Source organism: Rhizobacter sp. P2_H3 (assembly GCF_056403355.1).
In genome coordinates, this window is record NZ_JBFUFQ010000034.1 from 1 (window position 1) to 23,718 (window position 23,718).

The 23,718-nt window shown below is 69.2% G+C and carries 21 protein-coding genes and 2 pseudogenes; 10 read left to right on the plus strand and 13 right to left on the minus strand.

Annotated elements, in window-relative coordinates:
* Positions 1–559 (plus strand): hypothetical protein (locus AC1D1T_RS09355; protein WP_477991799.1); only part of this gene is annotated, 559 nt, incomplete at its 5' end.
* A 129-nt stretch (positions 560–688) separates the two neighbouring features.
* Here the strand turns inward: AC1D1T_RS09355 and AC1D1T_RS09360 are convergent.
* The 8 genes and pseudogenes from AC1D1T_RS09360 to pdxR all read right to left on the minus strand — a co-directional run bounded on the left by AC1D1T_RS09360 (position 689) and on the right by pdxR (position 8,402).
* The gene (locus AC1D1T_RS09360) at positions 689–1,039 is read right to left on the minus strand and encodes a hypothetical protein (RefSeq protein WP_477991800.1); all 351 of its coding nucleotides are present in this window, start codon (positions 1,037–1,039) and stop codon (positions 689–691) included.
* 104 nt (positions 1,040–1,143) lie between these two features.
* Positions 1,144–1,509 carry a colicin immunity protein gene (locus AC1D1T_RS09365; protein WP_477991801.1) on the minus strand — a complete coding sequence of 122 codons (366 nt, stop codon included), beginning with the start codon at positions 1,507–1,509 and terminating at the stop codon, positions 1,144–1,146.
* An 83-nt stretch (positions 1,510–1,592) separates the two neighbouring features.
* Complete coding sequence (locus AC1D1T_RS09370; protein ID WP_477827891.1) at positions 1,593–2,240, minus strand: hypothetical protein; 648 nt, start codon at positions 2,238–2,240, stop codon at positions 1,593–1,595.
* A gap of 11 nt (positions 2,241–2,251) precedes the next feature.
* Positions 2,252–2,479, minus strand: coding sequence for a hypothetical protein (locus AC1D1T_RS09375; RefSeq protein WP_477991802.1), 228 nt, complete (start codon positions 2,477–2,479; stop codon positions 2,252–2,254).
* A 273-nt stretch (positions 2,480–2,752) separates the two neighbouring features.
* Positions 2,753–2,914: pseudogene (locus AC1D1T_RS09380) on the minus strand (RHS repeat-associated core domain-containing protein); the annotation flags it as partial.
* Positions 2,915–3,011: 97 nt separating this feature from the next.
* Positions 3,012–4,409 (minus strand): annotated as a pseudogene (locus tag AC1D1T_RS09385) (hypothetical protein); the annotation flags it as partial.
* Positions 4,406–6,715, minus strand: coding sequence for a DUF6531 domain-containing protein (locus AC1D1T_RS09390; protein ID WP_477828205.1), 2,310 nt, complete (start codon positions 6,713–6,715; stop codon positions 4,406–4,408). The pseudogene AC1D1T_RS09385 and the gene AC1D1T_RS09390, both read right to left, overlap by 4 nt.
* Positions 6,716–6,923: 208 nt before the next feature.
* Complete coding sequence (pdxR, locus tag AC1D1T_RS09395; protein WP_477843966.1) at positions 6,924–8,402, minus strand: MocR-like pyridoxine biosynthesis transcription factor PdxR; 1,479 nt, start codon at positions 8,400–8,402, stop codon at positions 6,924–6,926.
* Positions 8,403–8,501: 99 nt separating this feature from the next.
* On the opposite strand from pdxR, the gene AC1D1T_RS09400 reads away from it, so the two are divergent.
* The 3 genes from AC1D1T_RS09400 to AC1D1T_RS09410 are packed head-to-tail and all read left to right on the plus strand — an operon-like array spanning position 8,502 to position 11,846.
* Positions 8,502–9,089: a GNAT family N-acetyltransferase gene (locus AC1D1T_RS09400; RefSeq protein WP_477991803.1), complete on the plus strand. Its 588-nt coding sequence runs from the start codon at positions 8,502–8,504 to the stop codon at positions 9,087–9,089.
* Between the two features lie 39 nt (positions 9,090–9,128).
* Complete coding sequence (locus AC1D1T_RS09405) at positions 9,129–11,612, plus strand: DEAD/DEAH box helicase (protein WP_477826950.1); 2,484 nt, start codon at positions 9,129–9,131, stop codon at positions 11,610–11,612.
* Positions 11,613–11,663: 51 nt separating this feature from the next.
* Positions 11,664–11,846 carry a DUF6496 domain-containing protein gene (locus AC1D1T_RS09410; protein ID WP_477826949.1) on the plus strand — a complete coding sequence of 61 codons (183 nt, stop codon included), beginning with the start codon at positions 11,664–11,666 and terminating at the stop codon, positions 11,844–11,846.
* Between the two features lie 27 nt (positions 11,847–11,873).
* Here the strand turns inward: AC1D1T_RS09410 and AC1D1T_RS09415 are convergent, their stop codons facing one another.
* Both AC1D1T_RS09415 and AC1D1T_RS09420 read right to left on the minus strand, forming a co-directional pair.
* Positions 11,874–13,382, minus strand: coding sequence for a TIGR01777 family oxidoreductase (locus AC1D1T_RS09415; protein WP_477826948.1), 1,509 nt, complete (start codon positions 13,380–13,382; stop codon positions 11,874–11,876).
* A gap of 11 nt (positions 13,383–13,393) precedes the next feature.
* Positions 13,394–14,077: a DUF4166 domain-containing protein gene (locus AC1D1T_RS09420; protein ID WP_477991804.1), complete on the minus strand. Its 684-nt coding sequence runs from the start codon at positions 14,075–14,077 to the stop codon at positions 13,394–13,396.
* A gap of 165 nt (positions 14,078–14,242) precedes the next feature.
* Between AC1D1T_RS09420 and AC1D1T_RS09425 the strand changes: the two genes are divergently transcribed.
* Positions 14,243–16,054: a sensor histidine kinase gene (locus AC1D1T_RS09425; protein WP_477991805.1), complete on the plus strand. Its 1,812-nt coding sequence runs from the start codon at positions 14,243–14,245 to the stop codon at positions 16,052–16,054.
* Entirely contained in the window at positions 16,051–17,436 is a 1,386-nt protein-coding gene (locus AC1D1T_RS09430; protein WP_477845024.1) for a sigma-54-dependent transcriptional regulator, read from the plus strand. Before AC1D1T_RS09425 ends, AC1D1T_RS09430 begins: the two co-directional genes overlap by 4 nt.
* Here AC1D1T_RS09430 and AC1D1T_RS09435 read toward each other — a convergent pair.
* Both AC1D1T_RS09435 and AC1D1T_RS09440 read right to left on the minus strand, forming a co-directional pair.
* Complete coding sequence (locus tag AC1D1T_RS09435; RefSeq protein WP_477845025.1) at positions 17,405–17,815, minus strand: hypothetical protein; 411 nt, start codon at positions 17,813–17,815, stop codon at positions 17,405–17,407. The two genes, AC1D1T_RS09430 and AC1D1T_RS09435, sit on opposite strands and share 32 nt — an antisense overlap.
* Positions 17,816–17,823: 8 nt before the next feature.
* A complete protein-coding gene (locus tag AC1D1T_RS09440; protein WP_477825420.1) occupies positions 17,824–18,339 on the minus strand; it encodes a T6SS effector amidase Tae4 family protein in 516 nt (171 codons plus the stop codon).
* Positions 18,340–18,568: 229 nt separating this feature from the next.
* Here AC1D1T_RS09440 and AC1D1T_RS09445 point away from each other — a divergent pair, with 229 nt between their 5' ends.
* Both AC1D1T_RS09445 and AC1D1T_RS09450 read left to right on the plus strand, forming a co-directional pair.
* A complete protein-coding gene (locus AC1D1T_RS09445) occupies positions 18,569–19,411 on the plus strand; it encodes an alpha/beta fold hydrolase (protein WP_477825421.1) in 843 nt (280 codons plus the stop codon).
* A 53-nt stretch (positions 19,412–19,464) separates the two neighbouring features.
* Positions 19,465–19,959: a GNAT family N-acetyltransferase gene (locus AC1D1T_RS09450; protein ID WP_047502149.1), complete on the plus strand. Its 495-nt coding sequence runs from the start codon at positions 19,465–19,467 to the stop codon at positions 19,957–19,959.
* A gap of 15 nt (positions 19,960–19,974) precedes the next feature.
* On the opposite strand, the gene AC1D1T_RS09455 is transcribed toward AC1D1T_RS09450, so the two are convergent.
* Positions 19,975–20,133 (minus strand): hypothetical protein, encoded by a 159-nt coding sequence (locus tag AC1D1T_RS09455; RefSeq protein WP_477825422.1) that lies wholly within the window; start codon positions 20,131–20,133, stop codon positions 19,975–19,977.
* A gap of 551 nt (positions 20,134–20,684) precedes the next feature.
* Here AC1D1T_RS09455 and AC1D1T_RS09460 point away from each other — a divergent pair.
* Together AC1D1T_RS09460 and AC1D1T_RS09465 are read left to right on the plus strand one after the other, a co-directional pair.
* Positions 20,685–22,265, plus strand: a complete 1,581-nt coding sequence (locus tag AC1D1T_RS09460; protein WP_477838629.1) for a DUF1800 domain-containing protein — start codon at positions 20,685–20,687, stop codon at positions 22,263–22,265.
* A gap of 10 nt (positions 22,266–22,275) precedes the next feature.
* A complete protein-coding gene (locus AC1D1T_RS09465; RefSeq protein ID WP_477991806.1) occupies positions 22,276–23,718 on the plus strand; it encodes a DUF1501 domain-containing protein in 1,443 nt (480 codons plus the stop codon).

The window sequence follows — 23,718 nt, forward strand, 5'->3', positions numbered from 1 at the left end:
CACCGCGAAGGACTGGCAGGACCGCAGCGCGATGCGCCTGGCCACCGCGCGCAACCGCGTTGCGCGGCTCGCGCTGCGGCCGGGCGAGGGCGAGCTGCACATCGGCATGCCGCGCAAGCGCATCCTGCGGATGGCGCGGCGCTATGGCACGGCCAGCGGCCGCCTGTTCGTCGAGCGCTATGCCGATGCGCCGGGCCAGCGTGCGACGCCGGCCTGGCGCGAGCAGCGCTGGGTGCGGCTGCAGGCGCTGCTGGCGGGCTTGCGCGGCTGGCTGAAGGGGGCCGCTTCGGCGGCGGCGAGCCAAGCGCACACGGTGCCGATGCGGGAGGCGATCGACGAGGCCGTGCATGTGCAGCCTTTGCATCCGCCCCGACGCGAGCGGGACAACAGGCCGCGTGTCGACGACGAGACGCGGCAGTTGAAGCCCGACGAAGCGGCGCAGTTGCAGGCGTTGCTGGACGGCGTCGAGGCGCTGGAGGCGAGGTTCCGATTGAACGACGGCGAACAGCCGTATCACCCGTTGCCGGCGTCGGAACTGCGGCTGCGCACGCCGGTGTGAGCATCGGGCCCGCGAACATCTTCAACGGGCGTGTGAGTGTCCGGCGACCTGTCCATCACCGCTCGTTGGCGCGATGTGCGATTGACTTCGCCCATGGGGCGTCTCGATTCTATTTGACAAGGCGCTTGGTCACGAGAAGTGTTCAACACTCAGACGGTTGCAGAGGGCGGCTACTGTGCCGCCGTATGACGACTCCAACAAGAGCAATGAGCACGAGTTGTGATCTCGAGTGAGTTGATCGATTGTTGGAGCGAGATCTCTCTCCAGGAAGTTTCCACCAAGCAAAACTCGCCAAGCGTCTTCGCTGACGTGCTCAGCCGAGTTCAACCGCCAGAAAAAAACTTCCGAGACCACCAGACCGCTGATGAAATCCCTCAGGCCGATTCTGATGACACCGGAAAGCAGCAACTGCTGGCGCTGCCCGGAAGCCGTCTGAAGATTCAGATGGAAGGTCCGGTCAAGGGCAAGTCCGAAGGACATCATCACGGAGTCGTGAACGCCAAGTCCTATGACTCTTCCAGAAGGTTCTGTTTGCATGCGGTGAAGCTGATTCGAGATGAGATTGTTCGACCGCCCCGAGAGGGTCAACCTCTGGGTGTGCCCTTTGATGACTTGTGAGGCCACCCTGAGATTGGAGGCGCTGTGATCACGAATGCGGTGTGGATCTGCCGTTCCTCGGCAATGAACTCGGCCGCCTCAAGGTTGTTGTGGTGTGCTGTTGACTGGTCAACCGGCGGATCGATCCCGTCCCAGATGCAATCAAGTCTTGCTTCAAAGCCAGGAGCGTGCCAAATCCCGCCTTCAACTCGTGCGACGACAAGCCCATGTGCAGCAGCCCGCAAGCACACCTCAATGGCCGCATCGACGTTCAGCTTCATGAGCGTGCTGCCATGCATGTCGAAGAAGTCCCGGGAAGTGGTGTGGAGGCGACTTCGTTCAAGCTTGCTCATCAACGATCTCCATTCCACTTGATATGGCTGTCACACACCGCCACGTGCAGCCTCTTGCTTTGGATTGACAGCTCGATCTGAACTCAACGAAGCAGCCTCAATTGTTCAGCTGCGAACGATGACACCTCAACGTCTTCGGATCTGGACGCAAGCTCAAGCAAGTGCGGGTTCGACTCGTGCAACCGATAGGAGGCCGCACATGCAATCAATCTTTTCAGGCCATCCGGGCTTGAAAGTCGTGCGGTGACTTGCGACAAAGAATCGATGGTATTCAAACGAGTTATCCAGGACGTAAGTTCGGCCAGATGAGCATCGGCCTGTCTCGGAATGCTGCTTGCCAAGACCGACAGCGGAACTCTGGCAATGAAGTTCAATGCCTTCCATCGCACGGCATCGTCGCTGTCTCGCAGCAACTGGACACCTCGCGCCACGAGGGCGGCGTCCAGTTCCGTTGCGCAAACAAGTACGGCGTCAAGGACAAAGAAGCGAACGTAGCGCGATCGATGCGCCAGCAAGGCGAAGAAGGCATCCATCAATGGCGCCGCTTTGGCCCCCAGTTCCGAAGCAATCCATGCGCCGATCTTTGCCACTCTCTCATCCGAGCTGTTCAATAGCGTCCGCAGATTCTCCAGGGGATATCCAGCAAAGAACGCTTGCAGCAATCGATGCGCAACTTCATCGTCGCCACTTCTCAGCACCTGTTGGAGGGTCTGATCCGGATCTTGCCTCATTGTTGGTTCCTTCATGAGCCACTCAGCTTCTTTTCGATCTGACGAAGCAGGCGCTCCTCTTGACGAATTCGTTCCCGGTGAGGGCCATCTTCGCCGAGGCGATTCTGCTCATTCTTTCTTGTCTCGATACTCTTCTTCAGATCATCCTTGAGCTCGTTTAGCTGTTCTGGCTTTGCGCCTTCCGGCAGGTGATCTGGAATCGAACCATGCACTTTGCCTGTGCTATCGAGTTCAGGCAATTTCTGCTCATCTGCTCCTTCTCCACCCTCACTGAACATCCGATCCCAAGCCCGCCCGAGCGCCTGCGCACAGCGGCCATAGACATTGCTGACCGCCTCGCTTGCCGCCTGGATCGCCCGGATCGTCGCCTCGGTGAGCACCTTGTTCTCGGCGGTGCCCGGCACGGCCGCCGGCGGCAGTGGGATCGGCAGGCCTGGCATCGGCGCGTACTGCAGCCCGTTCGGGTCGACGTAGCCGGTGGGCTGGCCGTCGACGTAGCTGTAGGTGTTGATGCCGCCGACGAGCCCGATCGGGTCGGACTGGTGGTAGCGGCCGGTCTGCGGGTCGTAGTAGCGCTGGCCGTTGTAGAACAGCCCCGACGAGGTGATCGGCGTGGATGAAGAAGACCTGCAGTGCCTCGCCGGCCACCGCCGCGGGCATGACCATCGCCACAGGGATGTCGCCGAGCCAGACGTATTCGCGCACCGCGGTGCCTGACGCGTCGTACTCGCCCAGCATGTGCCCCTGGTGGTCGTGCACGAAGATCAGCGTGCCGGCGGCGCTGCCGTCGCTCTTGCGGATGCGCTGCCCACCGGCGTCGTAGCTGTACGCGGTGGTGACGCCGCCGCGCGTGAGCGTGGCGAGTTGCCCGGCGAGGTTGTAGGTCGCGCTGTAGTCGGCACCGGTCACATTGCCGGCGCTGTCGTGCGAGAAGCCGCGTGCCGGGTTGCTGATGGCGGTSAGCCGGTTGCTCGCGGGTTCAATGGTGTAGCCGCTCCCGCTGCCGTTCAGGCTGAGCGCGCTGCGGTTGCCGGTGGCGTCATACGCCAGCGCCCAACTCGCGTTGGCGCTGATCACGCTCGTCAACCGGCTGTTGCCGTCGTAGCCGAACTGCTGGTCCAGCGCCGGCTGCGGCGTGCCGTCGGGCAGCCAGTGCGTGTAGCCCGCCACGCGGTCGGCCGCGTCGTAGGTGATGTCGCGGAACATCGGACCGAGCCGCTGGCGCACGATGCGCCCGCTCAGGTCGCGCCAGCGCTCGTGCGCCAGCGCGCCGGCCTGCATCTGCCAGGCCCAGCTGCGCACCGCGCTGCCGAAGGGCTCCCAGCGGATGTCACCGAGCAGCGGCACGGGCGTACTGCCAGCATCGGCAGCGAAGCTCAGCGACGTGGCCTGCCCTTGCGTGTAGCCGATGGTCAGCACATGGCCCGACGGGTAGCTCAGCGCGGTCAGCTTGCCGCGGGTGTAGGCGTAGCCGACGGTGTGCACCACAGGCGCTGGGTTCGCGCCGCTGGCGGCCTCGATGCGCTGCACGGTGGCCGCCGGCCGGCCCTGGCCGGTGTAGCGGTACAGGGCCGAGCCTGCGGGGAAGCGGCTGCTGGTGAGGCGGCCACCGCCATACGCGAAATCGGGCCCCGTCTGGCTGTACGACCACCCCAGGCTCAGCTCGGGCTCTCCTGGCCGGCTGAAGACGAGGCTGGTCAGCCGGTGATCGGGGTCATGCCGGTAGCTGGCCAGGACACCGCGGCTGTCGGTGCGCGTGCGCAGGTTGCCGTTCGCATCCCAGGTCAGCGTGGTGGTGCCGGTGTCGGGGCTGGTGACCTGCGTGACATCGCCGAAGCCGTTGCGCACGTAGCGCGTGGCCAGCGAGCGCGGGTCGATGACCTGCGTGACGCGATTCAGCCCGTCGTGCGTGAAGCCGACGCGGCCCTGCATCGGATCGCGCCGCTCGGTCAGGCGGTACAGCCGGTCGTAGCCGTACCGGGTCTCGAGGTTCAGGCCGGGCACGCCCGGGGCCTGCGTCTGCAGCGTCAGCTGGCCCTGGGGGTCGTACTCGTAGCGGGTGACCGGTGCCGGCGACACCGGTGGGGGCGGCAGCGTCTGGGCGCCGGCGTCTAAGCACGCCAGCGCGGCCGCGGTGAGAACCGGGAGAAGCGTTCGCATCGTCCTCATGGCCGCTCCACCTGCTGCTGCACGCGTCCGAGCAGATCGATGCTGCGGGCCAGCTGCCGGGTCAGCACGCCGTCGGGGTCGTTGACCGTCTTCCCGGTCACGTTGCCTGCGGCGTCGAGCCGGTAGCCAATGCGGTGGCCGAGGTGGTCGAAGGCTGCGGTCCGGCGGTGCGCGTCGTCGTAGGCATAGCCGACCCAGCCGCCGTCGCCATCGCCGATGCGGATCAACTGGCCGACCGGGTCGTAGGCGAAGCTGACTTCTTCGCCTTCCACCGTCGTGCTCAGCAGCCGCTGCATCGCGTCGTAGGAGTTGTTCGTGACGCTGCCGTCGGGCGCGATGCGCTGCAGCACCTGCCCATGGCGGTTGTAGGCGGTGAACTGCGTCACGTCGCCGGCGGCCGTGGTGATGCGCTGAAGATCGCCCTGCGTGTGGTCGGCGGTGGTGTCGGCGTAGTAGACGTACCAGGTGGTCGTTTCACCGTCCGATCCCTGCTCGGTTGCGGTCAGCACCTGCCCGAGCGCGTTGTAGGTCCAGCGGGTGATGCGAGCCGGTTCCGATGACAGTGCCGCGTTGAAACCGAGGTGCCCGTCACCATCGTTGGTGGACTGCACGACCTGCTTGCACAGCACAGCGATCGGCTTGCCGTCGGGCAGCAGCGCGTCGGCCGGCGCGCAGCGCGCCGGTGCCTGGCCGTTGAACGGATCGGGCTGGCCGTTGTAGATGCGGATCACGATGCGGCCGGGCTCGGCACGCCGTGTCTCGAACCGCCAGTCCGGGTGCCACTGCCGGCTGAACTTGCGGGCGCTCTCGGGCAGCGCCGCATCCTCGGCGAGCGTGCCCGCGCAGGTGTGCGAGGTGCTCAGCCCCTCGACGCGCCGGGTCTGCCGATGTCTGTCGTCGTAGGCAAAGCAGACGCGCGCCTGGTTGAAGTCATCCTTCTCGACGAGATTGCCGGCGCTGTCGTGCAGCCAACGGCGCGTGGCGGCGGAACACCCGCTGCCGGCAGGCTGCGAGGCCGAGCTCAGGAAGGCCACGCCGCCCAGCGTCTGGTAGCCCAGTGACCGGGTCGCACCCAGGGCATCGGTCACGGTGGTCGATCCCGTCGCATAGGCCAGCACGGTTCGGTCGACACCGCCGGCAAGCTCCGAACTCGTCGCGCGTCCGCTGTCGTCGAACGACCAACTGGCGTGGCGGGCGCCATTCTGGTCCTGCAGGCCCGTGAGCGCGCCCGGGAACCGGCTCAGCTCGTGCAGGTAGGCCTTGGTGGCGCCGGCCGCGTCGGCCACGCGACTCAGCGTCGAGATCCCGTTCGTTCTGATGTAGGCGTAGCGCGTCGTCGCACCTGCAACGTCTTGCAGCCAGGCGAGCCGGCCGTCGGCGTCGTAGCCGAGCGCGAGGCTGCGGCCGAAGGTGTCGTCCACCGTTGCCAAGCGCCCCGCTGAATCGAGCGTGACGCGAGTCGCGTAGCCGCTCGCCGAGGTGACGCCCAGCAGCCGGCCTTGGGCATCGTAGGTTTCCAGTTCGTTCGCTTCCGATCGGTAGCGCCAGCCGTCCGGCAGCGTCTCGAGTGTCGATGGCTCCGTCGCATCGGCCTTCCATTCGCCATTCGCCGCCACGAAGCGAACCAGCTTGCCGCTGTCGCGAATGACATGGACTTGCGTCGGAGCATCCTTCGAAGGAAAGGCCTCGATGCGGCGGGAAAAGCTGTGGCGCCAGCCGACGCCCAGGGTGCCTTCGGCGCTGTTCGCGCTGTCGTGGAAGCGTTGGAAGCTCAGGCCGTTCGAACGCGGTGACCGGTAGTCGGCGGCCACCTGGAAGCTCTGGCCCGTAGCGACCACGATCGGGTCGCCGGCCACGGGTCTCGATGTGTCGCTGCAATCGCCTGGGGGAACATCGTCCGGCGTGTTCCGGTCCGTTGCCAACGGAGCGATCTTGACTCGGCCGTAGACCGCCGCGGTGTCGCTGTTCTGCAGCACGACGAGTGTCGAGTACCGCAGTGCGTAGAACTTGTCGGTTCGGCTGGACACCGCGGCCTTGCGCAATTGAGCGTCGACCTTCGCGAGCACCTGGGTCGTGGCATCGGCGACGTTGTACGCGCAGCCGACGATGATGTCGCCGGGGTAGTCGCGGTAGGCGAACGGAGCCCAGATCGGTTGGCCGCCGACGGCGCATGTCTGGCGCTGGATACTCACCGGTCCGGCCCCGAAGAGGATGTCGACATGGTCGTTGATCCAGTTCGTGAACACCGGATCCTGGAAGCCGTTCGCGACCTGGATCTCCGCGTGCAAGGCGGTTGGCTGGAACAACAGCGCAATCAGGGTGGTGAGCAGCGTGGCGCGTTGCAGCGGGCGCGAAGGAGAGCGGGGGGGCGGCACAGGAGGGGTGTTGCAGCGCAACAGGGCGATGGGGGTCGCAGTAGAGCAAGCCCCTCACCGCATCGGTAGTGGCCATACGGACCGCTTGCAAATCCTGAATGTGCAGAGCCGTTTCGTGCGCAGCGAGAGTTGCCGTGCGCTATGCCTTCGTACGCGTCAGCTGCGACAACTTCCTGACCAGCGGCTCGAAGCGCTCCGCCGGCGTGTTGCCATACCCGAGCACGAGCCCGTTGTCGTCGGCCGACGGCTGCAGCGCGAAGCTCGACAAGGCGGCAGGTGCCATGCCGTGGCGCAGCGCGGCGGCGGCGATGCGGGCATCGGCGTACTCGCCCGGCAGCCGCACCGTGAGGTGCATGCCGCAATGGCCGCCGTCGATCACATGCGGCACGCGCAAGTGGCGCGACAGGGCATCCCGCAGCGCGACCTGCCGCTCACGGTACAGCCGGCGCATGCGCCCCAGGTGCCGGCCGAACGCGCCGCTCTCGATGAAATCGCCGAGAGCCAGCTGCTCATGGCGGTGGCCGCCGCGCAGCAGTTGCCCGAGCGGCGCCTGCAGCCGGGCCGCGAGTGCCTCGGGCAGCACCAGGAAGCCGAGCCGCAGCGACGGAAACATCGTCTTGCTGAAGGTGCCCACGTACAGCACCGGGGCCTGCGCCACCAGGCCCTGCATCGCGCCGATCGGGTCGCCGGCGTGGCGGAACTCGCTGTCGTAGTCGTCCTCGATGATCCAGGCGCCGTGGCGCTGTGCGTTGGCGATCAGTTCGAGCCGGCGCGCGGCACTCATCACCGCGCCCAATGGGTACTGGTGCGACGGCGTCGTGTAGATGAGCCGCGGCGGCCGGGCGGTCCAGTCGCTCGTGGGCACGCACAGCCCTTCGGCATCCACGCGCATCGGCACGAGGTGCAGGTCGGCCGCATGCATCGCCGTGCGGGCGCCGCGGTAGCCCGGGTCTTCCACCCATGCGGTGTCGCCGGGGTTCGTGAGCAGCCGCGCGCACAGCGCCAGCGCCTCCATCGCGCCCTCGGTGACGACCACCTGCGCGGCCTCGCAGCGCGCGCCGCGGGCCACGCTCAGGTGGCGGGCGATCGCGTGGCGCAGTGCCGGCTCGCCCAGCGGGTCGCCGTAGCCGAGCGCCGACGGGCCGGCGCGGCCCATCGCGCGATCCAGCGCACGGCGCCATTCGGCCAGCGGGAACTGGGCCAGCGCGGGCACGCCGGGGCGCAGCGCCACCTCGCCATCGGCGCGCGCCGGTTCGGACTGGATCGCCGCCAGGCGCCGCGCCAGCGCCGGCGATGCGGCCGATGCGGCACGCTGCACCGGATGGCGCGGTGCGCTGCGTGCCGGTCGCGTGAGCGCCGCCACGCGCGTGCCCTGCCGATCGGGCAGCAGGTAGCCCTCGGCCGCGAGCAGGTCGTAGACCGCGGTGACGGTGTTGCGCGAGATCGACAGCGCCTCGGCCAGCGCGCGCGAGCCCGGCAGGCGGCTGCCCGGGGCCAGCCGGGCGCCGAGGATCGCCTGCTTCAGCCGATCGTGCAGCTGGCGTTGCAGCGACGCCGGGCCGCGCTCGCGCGAGAGCGGTGCATCGAGCAGGGCCTGCGGCACGGGTGGGTTCATCATGGCACCATGAAAATCAGGATCCGTGGCACTTTTCAAGGTGCCACACCGGCGCTACTGTAGAGCGCCCTGAACCCGGAATTTCGCGCAAGGACGATGACGATGAGCTGGCTCACCCCCCTTCGACTGCAAGGCTCGCACGGTTCGCTCGAACCGCTCTCGCTCGATCATGAGCAGGACCTGATCGCCGCCGTCARTGACGGCGAGCTGTGGAACCTCTGGTACACCGCGATCCCCGCGCCGCGGGCGATGCGCGCCGAGATCGAGCGCCGCCTCGACCTGCAGCGCAAGGGTTCGATGCTGCCGTTCACGACCCGCGATGCCGCCGGCCGCGTCGTCGGCATGACGACCTTCATGAACATCGATGCGGTGAACCAGCGCGTGGAGATCGGCTCCACGTGGACGGCGGCGAGCGTGCAGCGCAGCGGCTTCAACACCGAGTGCAAGCTGCTGCTGCTGTCGCATGCGTTCGAGAAGGAGGCCATCGCGGTCGAGTTCCGCACCAACTTCTTCAACCAGCAGAGCCGCCGCGCGATCGAGCGGCTGGGCGCCAGGCTCGACGGCATCCTGCGCAGCCACCAGCGCATGCCCAACGGGCTGCTGCGCGACACCTGCGTCTACAGCATCACACGGGCGGAGTGGCCGGCGGTGCAGGCGCATTTGCAGTGGCAACTCGACAAGCCGCGGTGAGCATGTCGCACGGGGGCGATCGCCTGTGAAAATGCAGGCATGCCCTTGCCCTCCGAACCGCCCGTCAGCGTCCCGCTGCGCCCCCGACTTACCCTGCAGACCCTGACCCGCGGCGACGGCCTGCTCGGCATGCGGGCGATGAACGGCTTCGGCCCGCGCGGCCCCAAGCTCAGCATCGCGCGCGTCGAGTGGACCTACGAGGCCGCGCCTGGCCTGCACTGGGAGACGCCGGCGCCCACCAGCGTGCTCGGCAAGCGCCCTTCGCCGACCGAGCTGCTGCGCGGCGCGTGGAACGAGCGCGTCGTGCTCGAGCGCGACCTGGCCGGCGAGGCCGATGCGATGGACCTGCTGTGGTCCAGCGGCCTGCGCCCGCTGCCGATGCAGGCGCTGCAGTGGCGCAGCGCCGACGCCGGCGAAGGCCATCCGCAGCTGTGGACCCTGCCCGAGGAAGTGCAGTTCGGCGACTTCTGGCTCGACCAGGTGCCGCGCCTGCAGGGCCACGGCTGGTCGGTGGTGGTGGCACCGGGCTTCGCGCACATGAGCGCGCCGGTGGAGCGCTGGCGGCTGCTGATCGACCCGGTCACCGGCGCCGAGCAGGGGCGCGAGCTGGTCGATGCGCCGTCGCGCCATCAGACGCCGTTCGGGGCGCTCGGGCAGCCGAAGCGCGAAGGCTCGTTCATGGTGAGCCTCGGGATCGAGGTCGACGGCGAGCCGGTCGACCTGGCGCCGCTGCTGGTCGAGCTGTTCAAGCGCGAGCCGCGCTGGCTCGACGCGCAACAGGTGGCCGACATCCCCGACGACAAGATCATCATGCTGCGCCGTGGCAAGGGCGGGCGCGGCATCGAATCGCCGGCCGGCCCGCTGAAGGCCATCGTCAGCGCGATGCTCGACCTGCTGACCGATCCGAAGCGGCAGGAAGGGCCGATGAAGCTGTCCCACTGGGAGGCCCAGCGCATCGAGGCGCTGCGGCTGAGCCTGATGGACACGCAGGCGGCGCGCGCCGGCGAGCACGGCCGCTGGCAGCTGCAGGGCGATGCCGGCCTCACCGAACTGACGCAGCGGCTGCGCGCGGCCGGCACGCCACCGGCGGTGGCATCGCCGGCGGGCCTCGGGCTCGAGCTGCGCGCGTACCAGCGGCATGGCGTGGCCTGGCTGCAGTACCTGCGCGAGCACCGCCTCGCCGGCATCCTGGCCGACGACATGGGGCTGGGCAAGACGGCGCAGGTGCTGGCCCACCTGCTGATCGAGCAGCAGGCCGGGCGGCTCGACCTGCCGGCGCTCGTCGTGCTGCCGACCTCGCTGATCGCGAACTGGCAGGCCGAGGCGGCGCGCAACGCGCCGGCGCTGCGCGTGCTGACGCTGCAGGGCGTCGACCGGTCGAAGCGCTTCGCCGACACCGCGGGCCACGACCTCGTGCTGACGACCTACCCGCTGCTGTGGCGCGACATCGCCACGCTCGCGCAGCAGCCCTGGCACCTGGTGGTGCTGGACGAGGCGCAGATGGTCAAGAACGCCGGCAGCCGCGCAGCCACCGCGCTGCGCCGTCTGCAGTCGCGCCACCGGCTGTGCGTGACGGGCACGCCGCTGGAGAACCACCTCGGCGAGCTGTGGGCGCATTTCGATTTCCTGATGCCGGGGTTCCTCGGCGACGCGCGCTCGTTCCAGAGGATCTGGCGCAAGCCCATCGAGACGCAGGGCGAGACGCTGCGTGCGCAGCTGCTCGCGCAGCGTGTGCGCCCCTTCATCCTGCGCCGGCGCAAGGACGAGGTCGCGACCGAGCTGCCGGAGAAGACCGAGATGGTCCACCGCGTGCAGCTCGAAGGCCAGCAGCGCGCGCTGTACGAGAGCGTGCGCGTGGCCGCCGACGAACTGGTGCGGCGGCTGCTGAAGCGCACCGGTTTCGGCGGCGCGCAGATCAGCATCCTCGACGCGCTGCTGAAGCTGCGCCAGGTGTGCTGCGACCCATACCTGCTGAAGGGCACCGCGATGGCGCCGACGATGGAGCGCGCGAAGCTCGAGTGGCTGCGCGCGACGCTGCCGGAGCTGCTGGAGGAGGGGCGGCGCATCCTGGTGTTCTCGCAGTTCACCGAGATGCTGGGGCTGGTGGCGGACGAACTCGCCGTGCTGAACCTGCCGCACCTGATGCTGACCGGCGAGACGCCACCCGCCGACCGCGGCGACGTGGTGCGGCGCTTCCAGCAGCGCGAGCTGCCGCTGATGCTGCTGAGCCTGAAGGCGGGCGGCGTCGGGCTGAACCTGACGGCGGCCGACACGGTGATCCACCTCGACCCGTGGTGGAACCCTGCCGTCGAGCAGCAGGCGACGGCGCGCGCCCACCGCATCGGGCAGGACCAGCCGGTGTTCGTCTACAAGCTGGTGGTGGAGGGCAGCATCGAGGAGCGCATGCTGGCGCTGCAGCAGCGCAAGGAGGCGCTGGCCGAAGGCGTGCTGGGCGTGGACGGGGAGGCCACCGTGAAATTCAGCGAGGCCGACCTGAAGGCGCTGCTGGCGCCGCTGGCCTGACGGGCATGTCGATTGCCGCGCTGGAGGGTGTTCCCACCCACGGAGATCGACATGGCCACGAAATACGGCAAGAAGGCATCCGAGAAGGTCGAGCGTGCGATGCACGAGCGCCACGAAGGCACGCTGAGGAGCGGCACCTCTGGCAAGAAGGTCACGAGCCGCGCGCAGGCGGTGGCGATCGGGTTGTCGGAGGCGCGCAAGGCGGGAGCGAAGGTGCCGGAGAAGAAGTCGTAGCGGCGCGTCAGCGAGACCCGGACCCGCTCACCCTGAGCTTCTCGAAGGGGCGGGCTGAGCCTGTCGAAGCCCTGGTTCCCTAGCGGCCAGGTCCTCCAACGCCGCCCGAACCCCCGCAAACCTGAACCGATACCCCGCCGCCAGCGCAGCACGCGACACCGCGTTCTGCCCGTCGAGCAGCAGCGTCGCCATCTCGCCCGCCAGCGCGCGCATCGGCGCGGCCGGCATGCGCAGGTGCACGCGGCGGCCGAACGATGCGGCCATCGCCGCCGCGAACGCCGCTTGCGGCAGCGTCTCGGGGGCGACGGCATTCAGTGCGCCGTCGATGTCGTCGCGGTCCATCGCGAAGCGCACCATCCCCACCGCGTCATCGAGGTGGATCCACGGCGCCGCCTGCCGCCCGCTGCCCAGCACCGCACCGAGCCCGAAACGCGCAGCCAGCGCCAGCATCGGGTACGCGCCGTCGCCGCGGCCCAGCACCACGCCGAAGCGCATGCGCACGACCCGCACGCCCAGGGCCTCGGCACGCCGCGCCTCGTGCTCGATCGCGGCGCACAGGTCGGACTGGAACTGTCCCGGGCGCGCCGGGCTCGCCTCGTCGAGCGGCTCGAACGAGCCCTCCGGCGACGCGCCATAGAAACCCACCGCCGACGCGCTCACCAGCACGCGCGGCGCCTGCTGCAGGCGCCGCATCAGGCCGAGCAGCGCAGTCGTCCCGTCGACCCGGCTGGCCAGCAGCTCGCGCCGCCGCGCCGCCGTCCACGGCATGCCGAGCACGCGCGCCCCGGCCAGGTGGACCACCGCATCGATGCGCGTCTCCGACGGGATCGCCTCCAGGCTGTCGACCACCCACACGCCCGGGCCGAAGCCCGCACGGGCCTGCCGCAGGTCGCGTGACAGCGCGATCACGCGCCGCCCGTCGCGCCGCAGGCTTGCCACCAGCGTGCTGCCGATGAAGCCGGTCGCGCCGGTGACGAGCACCGCCGGCTCGATGCGGTGCGACGGTTGCGGCGTCGCTGCCGGCGCGGGCTGCACGCGGCCGAGCCGCCGCACCGCCAGCGCATTGCGCACGCTCCACGCCAGCACGCCGATGCCGTACAGCGTGAACAGCCACGACACCCACGCCTGCGCGCCATGCGGCGTCAGCACGAGGGCGCTCGGCTGCTGCGACCAGCCCCACAGCAGCGGCGCGATCAGCGCGATGAAGGCACCGTAGCTGATCGTCAGCAGCGTGTGCAGCAGCCGCTCGAACGGCGGCAGCGCGCGCGTGCGGTCTTCCTCCAGGAAATCCGCCAGCGTGATCACGACCTCGGCCGCCAGCAGCCCGGCCAGCACCGCGGCGAACGCGCCGCGCCATTCGAACCAGCCCAGTCCGATGAAGACGATGCCGTAGATCGCCTCGCGCGCCGCGTGCAGCGCGAGCTCGTGGCGTGCTGACGCACGCTGTGGCAGCCGCGCCTGCAGCTCGTGGTGCCACAGGTTGTCGAAGGCGCCCATCAGGGCCTGGACGGACAGCAGGAGGAAGAGGGTGTTCATCGCGGGTTCTCTCAGAGTTCAGTGTGCGGATCGGCGAACACGCCGGATTGGTGGAAGGTGCGGCCCCACAGCGGATGCACCATCGACAGCGTGAAGCGGAAGAAGCCGCCGCCCAGGTCGGTGTGCATGACGCGGCAGGTGCCCGGCGTCAGCAGCGCCGGCACCGGCAGGCGCAGCCGGCCCCACACCAGCGAGAAGCCGCGGCTCTGGAAGACCAGCGAGCCGCGCTCCTCGAAGACGTCGAGCGCCATGCTCAGGCCGCCGTCGGTGCGCTCGAACAGGCGGCCGTCGGCGTCGAGCTGCTTCGTCGAGCGCACGGTGCGCACGTGGTTCGCACCGAGCATCGCGTTGCGGTGGAAGCCGCGCTCCCAGACGACACCACCGCGGCCGTCATCGCTGACGCGCACCGTGGTCGTCACGCCGCTCGCCTGGATGCGCGTCAGCGGCCCGCCGAACAGCCGCGTCGCCAGTGCATACAGCGCGCCGATGCGCGAGCAGCCCAGCTCCAGGTGGCCGATGTAGGTGGTGTCGCCGTGGGCGCAACCGAAGCGGCGTTGCACCGCGGCCGGCAGCCGGGCCCAGCCGGCAGCGCCGACCAGCGCGGCCAGGTCGAGCGGCGCGGCGCGCGAGGGGCTGCGGCTCGGTGCAGAGGCGCGGCGCAGGCGGGTGGCAAGCAGGGCAGTGAGGGCAGTCATGGCGTGGTTCGAAGGTGGCTGACACACCCTCTATCGCGAGAACCGGACCACCCCCTTCGCCGATCGCAAGCCGTTGATTTGATTGGGTTTTGTATTTCGGCCTGCATACTTCGTATACAGTGCGCGAACCCCTCGTCGTCAACCTGGTTGACAGGTCACCACTGCATGCTGATCCACGCCACCCTGGCCTTTGCGCTGTTCGAGACCCTGACCCTGGCCGGCGTGCTGCTGTGGTGGGCCGACCGGGTGGCGGGGGCGCGCTTGCTGGCCGCCTTCCTGACCGGCATCGCGATCTGGATCACCGGCAACGAGCTGCCGAACTGGTTCGGCCCCGGCGTCGAGCGCCTCGCGATGGCCTTGCTCGCGACCGCGCCGCTCACCTCGTCGTTCTTCTTCCACTTCTGCGTGGTGTTCTGTCGCGTCGAGATCGGCCGTGCCGGCGTCGCGGCCGCGTATGCGCTGGGGGCGGTGTCGACGATCGCGGCCGAGATCCTGGTGCCCGGGCACCTGGTCGCGCACCGCGACATCGGCTGGATAGCCATCGCCAACCTCAGCGGCTGGATCGCCAGCATGGCGTGGGTGATCCTCGGCATCGGCGGCGTCTCGGTGCTGCTGCACACGCTGATGCGCGCGCGCCGGCCCGGTTTCAACCAGTATTTCAACCAGATCGCCGCCGTCACCGCATCGTGCCTGTGGGGCATGCTGTGCCTCACCGGCTACGGCATCGCGGTGCTCGACTGGCCGGTGTACCCGTTCCCGCTGCTCGGGCTGCCGTTCTATCCGCTGATCCTCGTCTACGGCATCCTGCGCTACGGCGTGTTCGTCGCCAATGCCTGGGCGCGCCGCGCGCTGGTGTGGGCGCTGCTGCTGGCGCTGGGCGCGGCGATCGTCGCGGTGACGCCGCTGCTGCCGATCGAGTCGCGCTGGATCGGTGGCCTCGCGGTGGCGGCCAGCTGCCTCGCGCTGAACGGGCCGGTGCGGCGTTTCGCCGAGCGGCTGGTGTACCCGGGCGGCGAGGTGTCGGCGGCCGACCTGGGCGCGTGGCGGCTCGCGCTGCAATCGCCCGAGACGCCGCAGGCGCTGGCCGAGCGCGCCGCGGCGTTGCTGAGCCAGCGCATCGGCACGCGCGTGGAGGTGCATGTGGGCGAGCTGCCGGAGGCTCCTGCATCCGCGCCTTCGCTGGTGTGCCTGGCGGGCCCTGAAGGCTGGACCACCGCGCTGCACGGCTGGGAGGCCGCGCCGCCCGGCCCGCGCCAGGTGGCCGAGCTGTTCGGCAGCGTCGTCGCCGAAGCGGCGGCCCGCGTCGAGCAGGCGCGCCAGATCGCCGAGCGCGAGCGCGAGCGGCAGCTGCAGGCGCGCCTCGCCGAGCTGGGCTCGCTGGCGGCCACCGTCGCGCACGACATCCGCAACCCGTTGAACATCATCTCGATGGCGGTGGCCCTGGCACCCGCCGAGACGCGGCGCGAGGTGGCTGACCAGGTCGCGCGCATCTCGCACCTGACGCGCGACCTGCTCGACTACGCGAAGCCCTGGAAGCTCGTGACCGCGCCGATCGACCTGGCCGCGCACGTGCGCACCGCGGCGCGCCGCCTGCCGGCGCTGAGCCTCGGCCCGGGGCTGGACCGCGAGCTGATCGTCGAGGCCGATGCGCGGCGCATCGACCAGGCACTGACCAACCTGGTCGAGAACGCGCGCACCGCGGCCGCGGATGCGCAGCACGACGGCGCCGGCGTGCACATCGATGCTGAGACCACGGCCGATGCGCTGCTGCTGCACGTCTGCGACAACGGGCCGGGCGTGCCGGCCGAGGTGCGCGAGCGGCTGTTCGAGCCGTTCGCGTCGCGCAGCCCGGGCGGCACCGGGCTCGGCCTCGCGATCGTCGCGCGCGTGATGAACGCGCACGGCGGCAGCGTCGCGCTGACCGAGCGGGCGCCGTGGCGGACCTGTTTCACACTGAGATTTCCGAGGGCGACATGAGCGATACCGATGACACCGCGCCCGAGGCGGGGCGCGTGCTGCTGGTTGACGACGAGGCCGCGTTCCAGCGTCTCGGCGGCACCTTCCTGCGCGGGCTGGGCCACGAGGTCACGCTCGCAGGCGACGGCGAGCAGGCGCTCGAGGCCTTCGCGCGGCAGCGGCCCGAGCTGGTGCTGCTGGATCTCGCGATGCCGCCGCACATGGACCCCGAGATCGGCCTGGAGCTGATCCCGCGCTTCGCCGGCGTGCCGGTCATCGTGCTGACGGGCCACGGCGAGCACGAGCTCGCGCTGCGCGCCACCGAGCTGGGGGCGTGGGACTTCCTCACCAAGCCGATCGATCCCGACATGCTGCGCTTCGTCGTTGCGCGGGCGCTGCGCAAGGCACGGCTCGATGCCGAGATCGCCACGCTGCGCAGCACGCAGGCGACCGACGACCTCGGCATGGTGGGCCAGGCGCCGGCCACCGCGCAATTGCGGGCGATGGTGCGGCGCGTCGCGCAGACCGGCGTCAGCGTGCTGGTGCTGGGGCCCACCGGCACCGGCAAGGAGCTGGTGGCGCGGGCGCTGCATGCCTGCAGTGCGCGGGCGAGCGGGCCGTTCGTCGCGATCCATTGCGGTGCCTTGTCGGCCGAGCTGCTGGAGAGCGAGCTGTTCGGCCACATGAAGGGCAGCTTCACCGGCGCGTACCGCGACCAGCCGGGGCTGGTGGAGGCGGCGCACGGCGGCACGCTGTTCCTCGACGAGGTTGGCGAGATGCCGCCGCCGATGCAGGTGAAGCTGCTGCGCTTCCTGCAGGAGGGCAGCTTCGTGCCGGTGGGCGGGCGGGTGCAGAAGAAGGCCGAGGCGCGCGTCGTGGCGGCCACGCACCGCGAGCTGGAGGCGATGGTGCGCGACGGCGCGTTCCGCGAGGACCTGTTCTACCGGTTGAAGGGCGTGGTGCTGCGCACGCCGTCGCTGGCCGAACGGCCGGCCGACGTGCCGGTGCTTGCGACGCGCTTCCTGCACCGCGTGGCGCCGCGCGCCGGGCTGTCGGCCGGGGCGCTGGCCTGGCTCACCGCGCGCGAGTGGCCGGGCAACGTGCGCGAGCTGAAGGCGGTGGTCGAATCGGCCGGCGCCTTGCTGCTGCCGGACCAGCGCGAGGTCGATGCCGACCTGCTGCGGCTGGCCAGTGGCGACCCGGCCGAGGTGGCGAGCGCCTCGCACATTCCGCCGGGTGGCGATGCGGCCGGCCCGCTGGACGCCGCGCTGACGGAGCTGGAACTGCGCCTGGTGCGCGACGCGATGACGGCGGTGGGCGGCAACCAGTCGGAGGCGGCGCGGCGGCTCGGGATCTCGCGCGTGGGGTTGATCAAGAAGCTGACGCGGCTCGGCTTGCGCTGAGCCACGCGCCGAGGGCGGTGGCGACGGCCCATGCCACGAAGAAGCCTAGCGTGGCATGCGTGGCAGTGCCGCTCTCGGTCAAGGTGTCGAGCACGGGCTGTAGCAGCCGGACGCATGCGAAGACGAGCAGCGTGCCGATGACGGCGCCTGCCCACGCTGCGAGCCAGCGCCGCGGACTGCCGTGCGATCGGTTGCCGATCCACGCGCCGATCAGGAAGAAGACCGGGCAGACCGCGAAGAAGAACCAGCCGGCGCGAACGGCGAAGTCCTCCTCGCCGGCTGGGGCGGGGAATTGCGGAGCGAGCTGCGTGGCGTCGGACAGCCTGACGGCCAGCAGACAGAGTGCGAGGCCTGCCAGTCCGGAGGCGAAGGAGACCAACATTCTCTTCATGCGATCGCCCAGAACAAGGTTCTCGATGCCAGTCGGTAGTCTGACCAGTAGCCATCCCACGACACCCCGAAGTGAACGCGCAGCCAGCTGGAATATTCGGTCATGCGGGAGCCGTTCCAAAGATCGATGTGGTCGCCGGTCCGGGTCGTACCGGATTCTCCGGGGCGCCGCCAGTAGTTGGCCAGGAAGATGATGCCGCTGCGACCGGAGATCTTCTCGAACACCTCGCCCCCGGTGGAGGATTCGTAGACGGGGCAACCGGCGAAGCATGAAGGACCGAGCCAGTTTGCCAGTTCCTGGGCCCCTGCAATCAACCCGCCCTGCGGCGACCCGAACGGGCAGCGCTTGCCGCGAAACGATGCGAACGACACGCCCGACAGTTCAAGCGCTCGGCCGACCCGCATCGCGCACTGGTTGTCGAAGCCCGGAGGTGGGCTGCCCGTGCTCGGATCCACGCAGGGATTGAATCGAGGGTAGTTCTGCCATAGCGTCTCGAATTTCAGCTGAGTCATTCGCGTTTCCCTGTGATGAGGCCGGCGACTCTAGAACCTGAAATCGTTCGCGCGCCGTTTCTCGCGCATGAGAACGACACCACCCTGTGTGCACTGCGACGGTGCATCTCTCTCTTGTGGGAAATCGTTGCCACTGTCATCTGCCGGTGTTGCAATCGATCGCCGACGCCGAGCATCACGATGCCGTGACCCGGGCCGCCGGCACTCCACTCACAGGAAGGACAACACGATGACTTCGCACACCAAAGGCAACAGCACCATCACCACCAAGGACGGCGTCCAGATCTTCTACAAGGACTGGGGCACGGGCCAGCCGATCGTCTTCTCGCACGGCTGGCCGTTGAGTTCCGACGACTGGGACACGCAGATGCTGTACTTCCTCTCGAAGGGCTACCGCGTGATCGCCCACGACCGCCGGGGCCACGGCCGCTCGACCCAGACCTGGGACGGCAACGACATGGACCACTATGCCGACGACCTGGCCGCGCTGACCGAGGCGCTGGACCTGCGCCATGCCATCCACGTCGGYCATTCCACCGGCGGTGGCGAGGTGGCGCGCTACCTGGGCCGCCACGGCAGCAAGCGCGTGGCCAAGGCCGTGCTGATCGGCGCGGTGCCGCCGGTGATGCTGAAGAGCGAGAGCAACCCGCAAGGCCTGCCGATCGAGGTGTTCGACGGCATCCGCGCCGGCGTGGCCGGCAACCGCGCCGAGTTCTACCGCGACATCACGCTGCCGTTCTACGGCTACAACCGCCCGGATGCGAAGGTCTCCGAAGGCATCCGCCAGCACTGGTGGCTGCAGGGCATGGCCGGCGGCATCAAGGCCCACCACGACTGCGTGAAGGCCTTCTCCGAGACCGATTTCACCGAAGACCTGAAGAAGATCGACGTGCCGACGCTCGTGATGCACGGTGACGACGACCAGATCGTGCCGATCGCCGATTCGGCGCTGCTCGCGATCAAGCTGCTGAAGAAGGGCACGCTGAAGGTCTACCCGGGCCTGCCGCACGGCATGTGCACGACGCACCCGGACGTGATCAATCCGGACCTGCTGTCGTTCTTCAAGGACTGATCTCCTCGGCCCGGCTACGATGCCCTCTGCACAGCCGTTGCAGGGGGCCTGTCTTGCCGAGTGTCGACATTGTTCCCATCACGGAATCCCACGCCAGCGGATTCCACGCCTGCCTCGATGCCGTGGCGCGCGAGAAGAAGTACCTTGCCCAGATCGAGGCGCTTCCGCTCGCACGGGTCGAGGCCTTCGTCCGTGAGAACGTTGCCGCGGACGCAGCGCAGTTCGTGGCGGTTGATGGGTCGGTCGTCGTCGGTTGGTGCGACATCTTCCCCGCCTGGGCCGCGGCCGTCAGCCATCGAGGGACGGTCGGCATGGGCGTGCTGCCTGCCTATCGAGGCAAGGGACTCGGGCGGCGGCTTCTTTCGGCCTGCCTGGCCAAGGCGACTGCCCAGGGCATGACCCGCATCGAACTGGAAGTGCGGGCCGACAACGAGCGCGCGATCCGGTTGTATGAAGGGCTGGGCTTTGCGCGCGAGAGCGTCAAGCGCCACGGGATGCGGTTCGACGGCGTGTACTACGACTCGGTCGACATGGGGCTCGTCCTCTAGAGCGAAGACCCAGACTTAGCGACCGAACCCGAAGATCCAAGCCAGCTTCTGCAGCGGGCTGCGCCCCAGGCGCACCAGCGACAGCGTCGGGTACGAGCTGCGTGCCTTCGGCATGCGGTGCGGCCGGGCGAGGGGCATCCGGGTCGTCACCGGAGAACGGGGGGCGAACTGCATGGCGGGCTCCGTGGAGGGCAGGGTGTGCACAGCATCGCGCGGATCGGCGTGCGCCGCCATCCTCCGTTCGCGCGGTTGCCGGTCGCTCTTTTGGGGGGGTGACGGCGCGCAGCGGGCACCCTTCCTGCAATGTCCGGGTGAGCGTTCGTCGATGCGGGATTGCGATCCCGCAGCTTGACGAACAGGTCGCGAACTCACGCGAATTGCCACTCTTGCCACAGGACGTTTCCATGTCCAGCGACACTTCCGATACCAACTCCCTCCTGCTGCCGATAGCTCGGCGCCGCGGCTCACTGGCGGTTGCAATTCTGTTCACCGCCGTCGTCGCCGCTTGCGGCGGCAACGAAAGTGGAAACGGTTCCTCTTCTGGCGATCCGGTGGGCGGAACGCCGCCGGCTCCGGCACCGAGCCCCGCACCGGCTCCTGCCCCGTCTCCTGCCCCATCCCCGAGCCCGGCACCCGCTCCGGCCCCTTCGCCGAGCCCGTCCCCGGCACCCGCTCCCGCCCCCAGCCCGTCGCCGGCTCCGGCCCCAGCACCAGCCCCCGGCCCGATGTCCGCCCGCGATGCCGTGCGCCTGGCCGACCAGGCCACCTTCGGCCCGACCGAAGCGCTGGTCGCGACGATCAAGGCGAAGGGCGCCAGCGCCTGGATCGCCGAGCAGCTCGCGCTGAAGACCTCGCGCTACACCAGCGGCAAGGGCAGTGGCGAGTACCACCAGTACGTCGACCGGCCGGACTTCTGCACGCCGGCGATGGAGCCGAACTGCTTCCGCGACTACATCTCGACCGATCCGCTGATGTGGGATTTCTACCGCAACGCCGTCGGCCAGCCCGACCAGCTGCGCCAGCGTGTCACCTTCGCGTTCCAGCAGCTCTTTCCGCTGAATAACGCCGAGGTGCTGGGCACCTACGGCTTTCGCAACTACTACAACGCGATGCTCGACAGCGCCTTCGGCAACTACCGCGACCTGCTGAAGAAGATCACGCTGTCGCCGCTGATGGGCGACTTCCTGAACAACGCCAACAACGACAAGGGCGCGCCGAACGAGAACTTCGCGCGCGAGCTGCTACAGCTGTTCAGCATCGGCACCTGCGAGCTGAACCTCGACGGCAGCCTGAAGGGCGGCAAGTGCCAGCCGACCTACAACAACGAGACGGTGCGCGCCTATGCCTATGCGCTGACCGGCTGGACCTATCCGCCGGGCGGCAAGCACCCGAACGGCTGCTGGCCGACGGGTGCCAATTGCCGCTACTACAACGGCGACATGGTGCCGATCGACAAGTACCACGACACGCAGGCGCGCACGCTGCTCTCGGGCGTGGGCCTGGCCGCCGGCCACAAGGCACCGGCCGCGCTGGAGTCGGTGCTCGACAGCGTGATGGCGCACCCGAACATCGGCCCGTTCATCGGCCGCCAGCTGATCCAGCACCTGGTCAGCAGCAACCCGTCGCCGGCCTATGTCGCGCGCGTGGCGACCGCCTTCAACAACGGCAGGTTCGCGAGCTTCGGCAGCGGCGCGCGCGGCGACCTGGCGGCCACGGTGGCGGCCGTGCTGCTGGATGCCGAGGCGCGCGGCGACAGCGTCCCCGCGCAGGGCGGCAAGCTGCGCGAGCCGGTGCTGATGTTCACCGGCGTGCTGCGCGGGCTGAACGGCACCACCGACGGCGAACCCTTCAACTGGTACTGGGGCGGCAACCTGCAGCAGCGGGTCTTCAACCCGCCGTCGATCTTCAGCGACTACCCGCCCGACTACCCGGTGGCCGGCACCGGCGGCCTGGTCGGCTCGGCCTTCGGCATCCACAACGCCAACACCGCGCTCGCGCGCATGAACTACCTGCTGTACCTGATCGACTGGGGCGGCAGCGGCGTCGATGCATCGATCCCCGGCGCCACCGGCACCAAGGTGAACCTCGCGTCGTTCACCGATTCGGCCGACGATGCCGGCGTGCTGGTCGACCGCATCTCGATGGTGGCGCTCGGCCGGTTGCTGCCGGCCACGCCGCGCGCCTCGGTGGTGAAGGCCGTCGAGCGCTGGACGCAGGCCACCGACGGCAACAACTGGAAGACCAGCCGCGTCAAGCGCGCGGCCTACCTGGTCTACGCCTCTCCCGACTACCAGATCCAACGCTAGGACGCCCGCCATGAACGACCCGAAGATCCTCATGAACCGACGGCGCTGGCTGGCGCGCTCGGGCCTGGGCCTGGCCGGTGCACTCGGCGCCGGCACGCTGGGCAACCTGCTGGGCGCGCGCCCCGCGTATGCCGCCGACTACAAGGCGCTGCTGTGCATCTTCCTGTACGGCGGCAACGACGGCCTGAACACCGTCGTGCCGACCGATGCGGCGCGCTACAACCAGTACGCCGCCGTGCGCGGCAAGCTGGCGATCCCCAGCAGCCGCCTGGTGCCGCTGGCCGGCATGACCTACGGGCTGCACCCGGCGCTGGCCGGCCTGCAGGCCGCGGCCGACGACGGCCACATCGCGCCGGTGTTCAACGTCGGCCCGCTGATCAAGCCGCTGACCAAGGCCGAGTTCCGCGCCGCGTCGTCCAGCGTCGGCGTGCTGCCCGATTCGCTGTACTCGCACTCCGACCAGCAGTACCTGTGGGAGAACGGCACCGGCGATTCGCTCGAGCCCACCGGCTGGGGCGGCCGCGCCTCGGACGCGCTGGCCACCGTGAATCCGGTGATCTCGCTGAGCGGCACGCCGCGCTTCGGCATCTCGCGCACGCACACGCCGCTGGTGCTGCCGAACACGCCGGGCGACACCTTCGGCGCCTACGAGATGCAGCCCGAAGACCTGARGGTCGCGTGGAAGGCCGAGCGCAAGGCGGCCATCGATGCGATGTACCAGCAGCAGCAAGAGCTCGCGCTGGCCAATGCCTACACGGCGATCCAACGCGACGCCTTCAGCGTGTCGGACCGGCTCTCGGGCCTGGTGAAGATCGTGCCGGGCGGCGCCGGGGCCACCGCCGCGATCGACACCGCCTTCGCACCGCTGATCTCGGGCGGCAAGATCGGCACCGGCCTCGGCCGCCAGCTGTACCAGATCGCGAAGCTGGTGTCGGGCAACGCGACGGTGCAGGGCAACCGGCAGATCTTCTTCGCGCAGATGAGCGCGTTCGACACGCACGGCAACCAGGCCGTCGACGGCAGCCCGGCCGACGGCCAGCATGCGCAATTGCTGAAGGAGCTGGGCGATGCGCTGGGCGCGTTCTACCGCGCGATGAAGGCGCTGGGCCTGGGCGAATCGGTGACGGCCTTCACGCAGAGCGATTTCGGCCGCACCTTCGTGCCGAACAACAGCATGGGCACCGATCACGCCTGGGGCAATCACCACCTCGTGGTGGGCGGCGCGGTGAAGGGCGGGCGCGGCTACGGCAGCTACCCCGACCTCACGCTCGGCGGGCCGAACGATGTCGGCGTCGACACCTGGGAGCAGCAGGGCCGCTGGATCCCGACCTCGTCGGTGGACCAGTACGCGGCCACGATGCTCGGCTGGTTCGGCGCGAGCGATGCGCAGCTGCGCACGGTGCTGCCGAACCTGGCGAACTTCGGGAGCGCGACGAAGCTGGGGTTTCTCTGA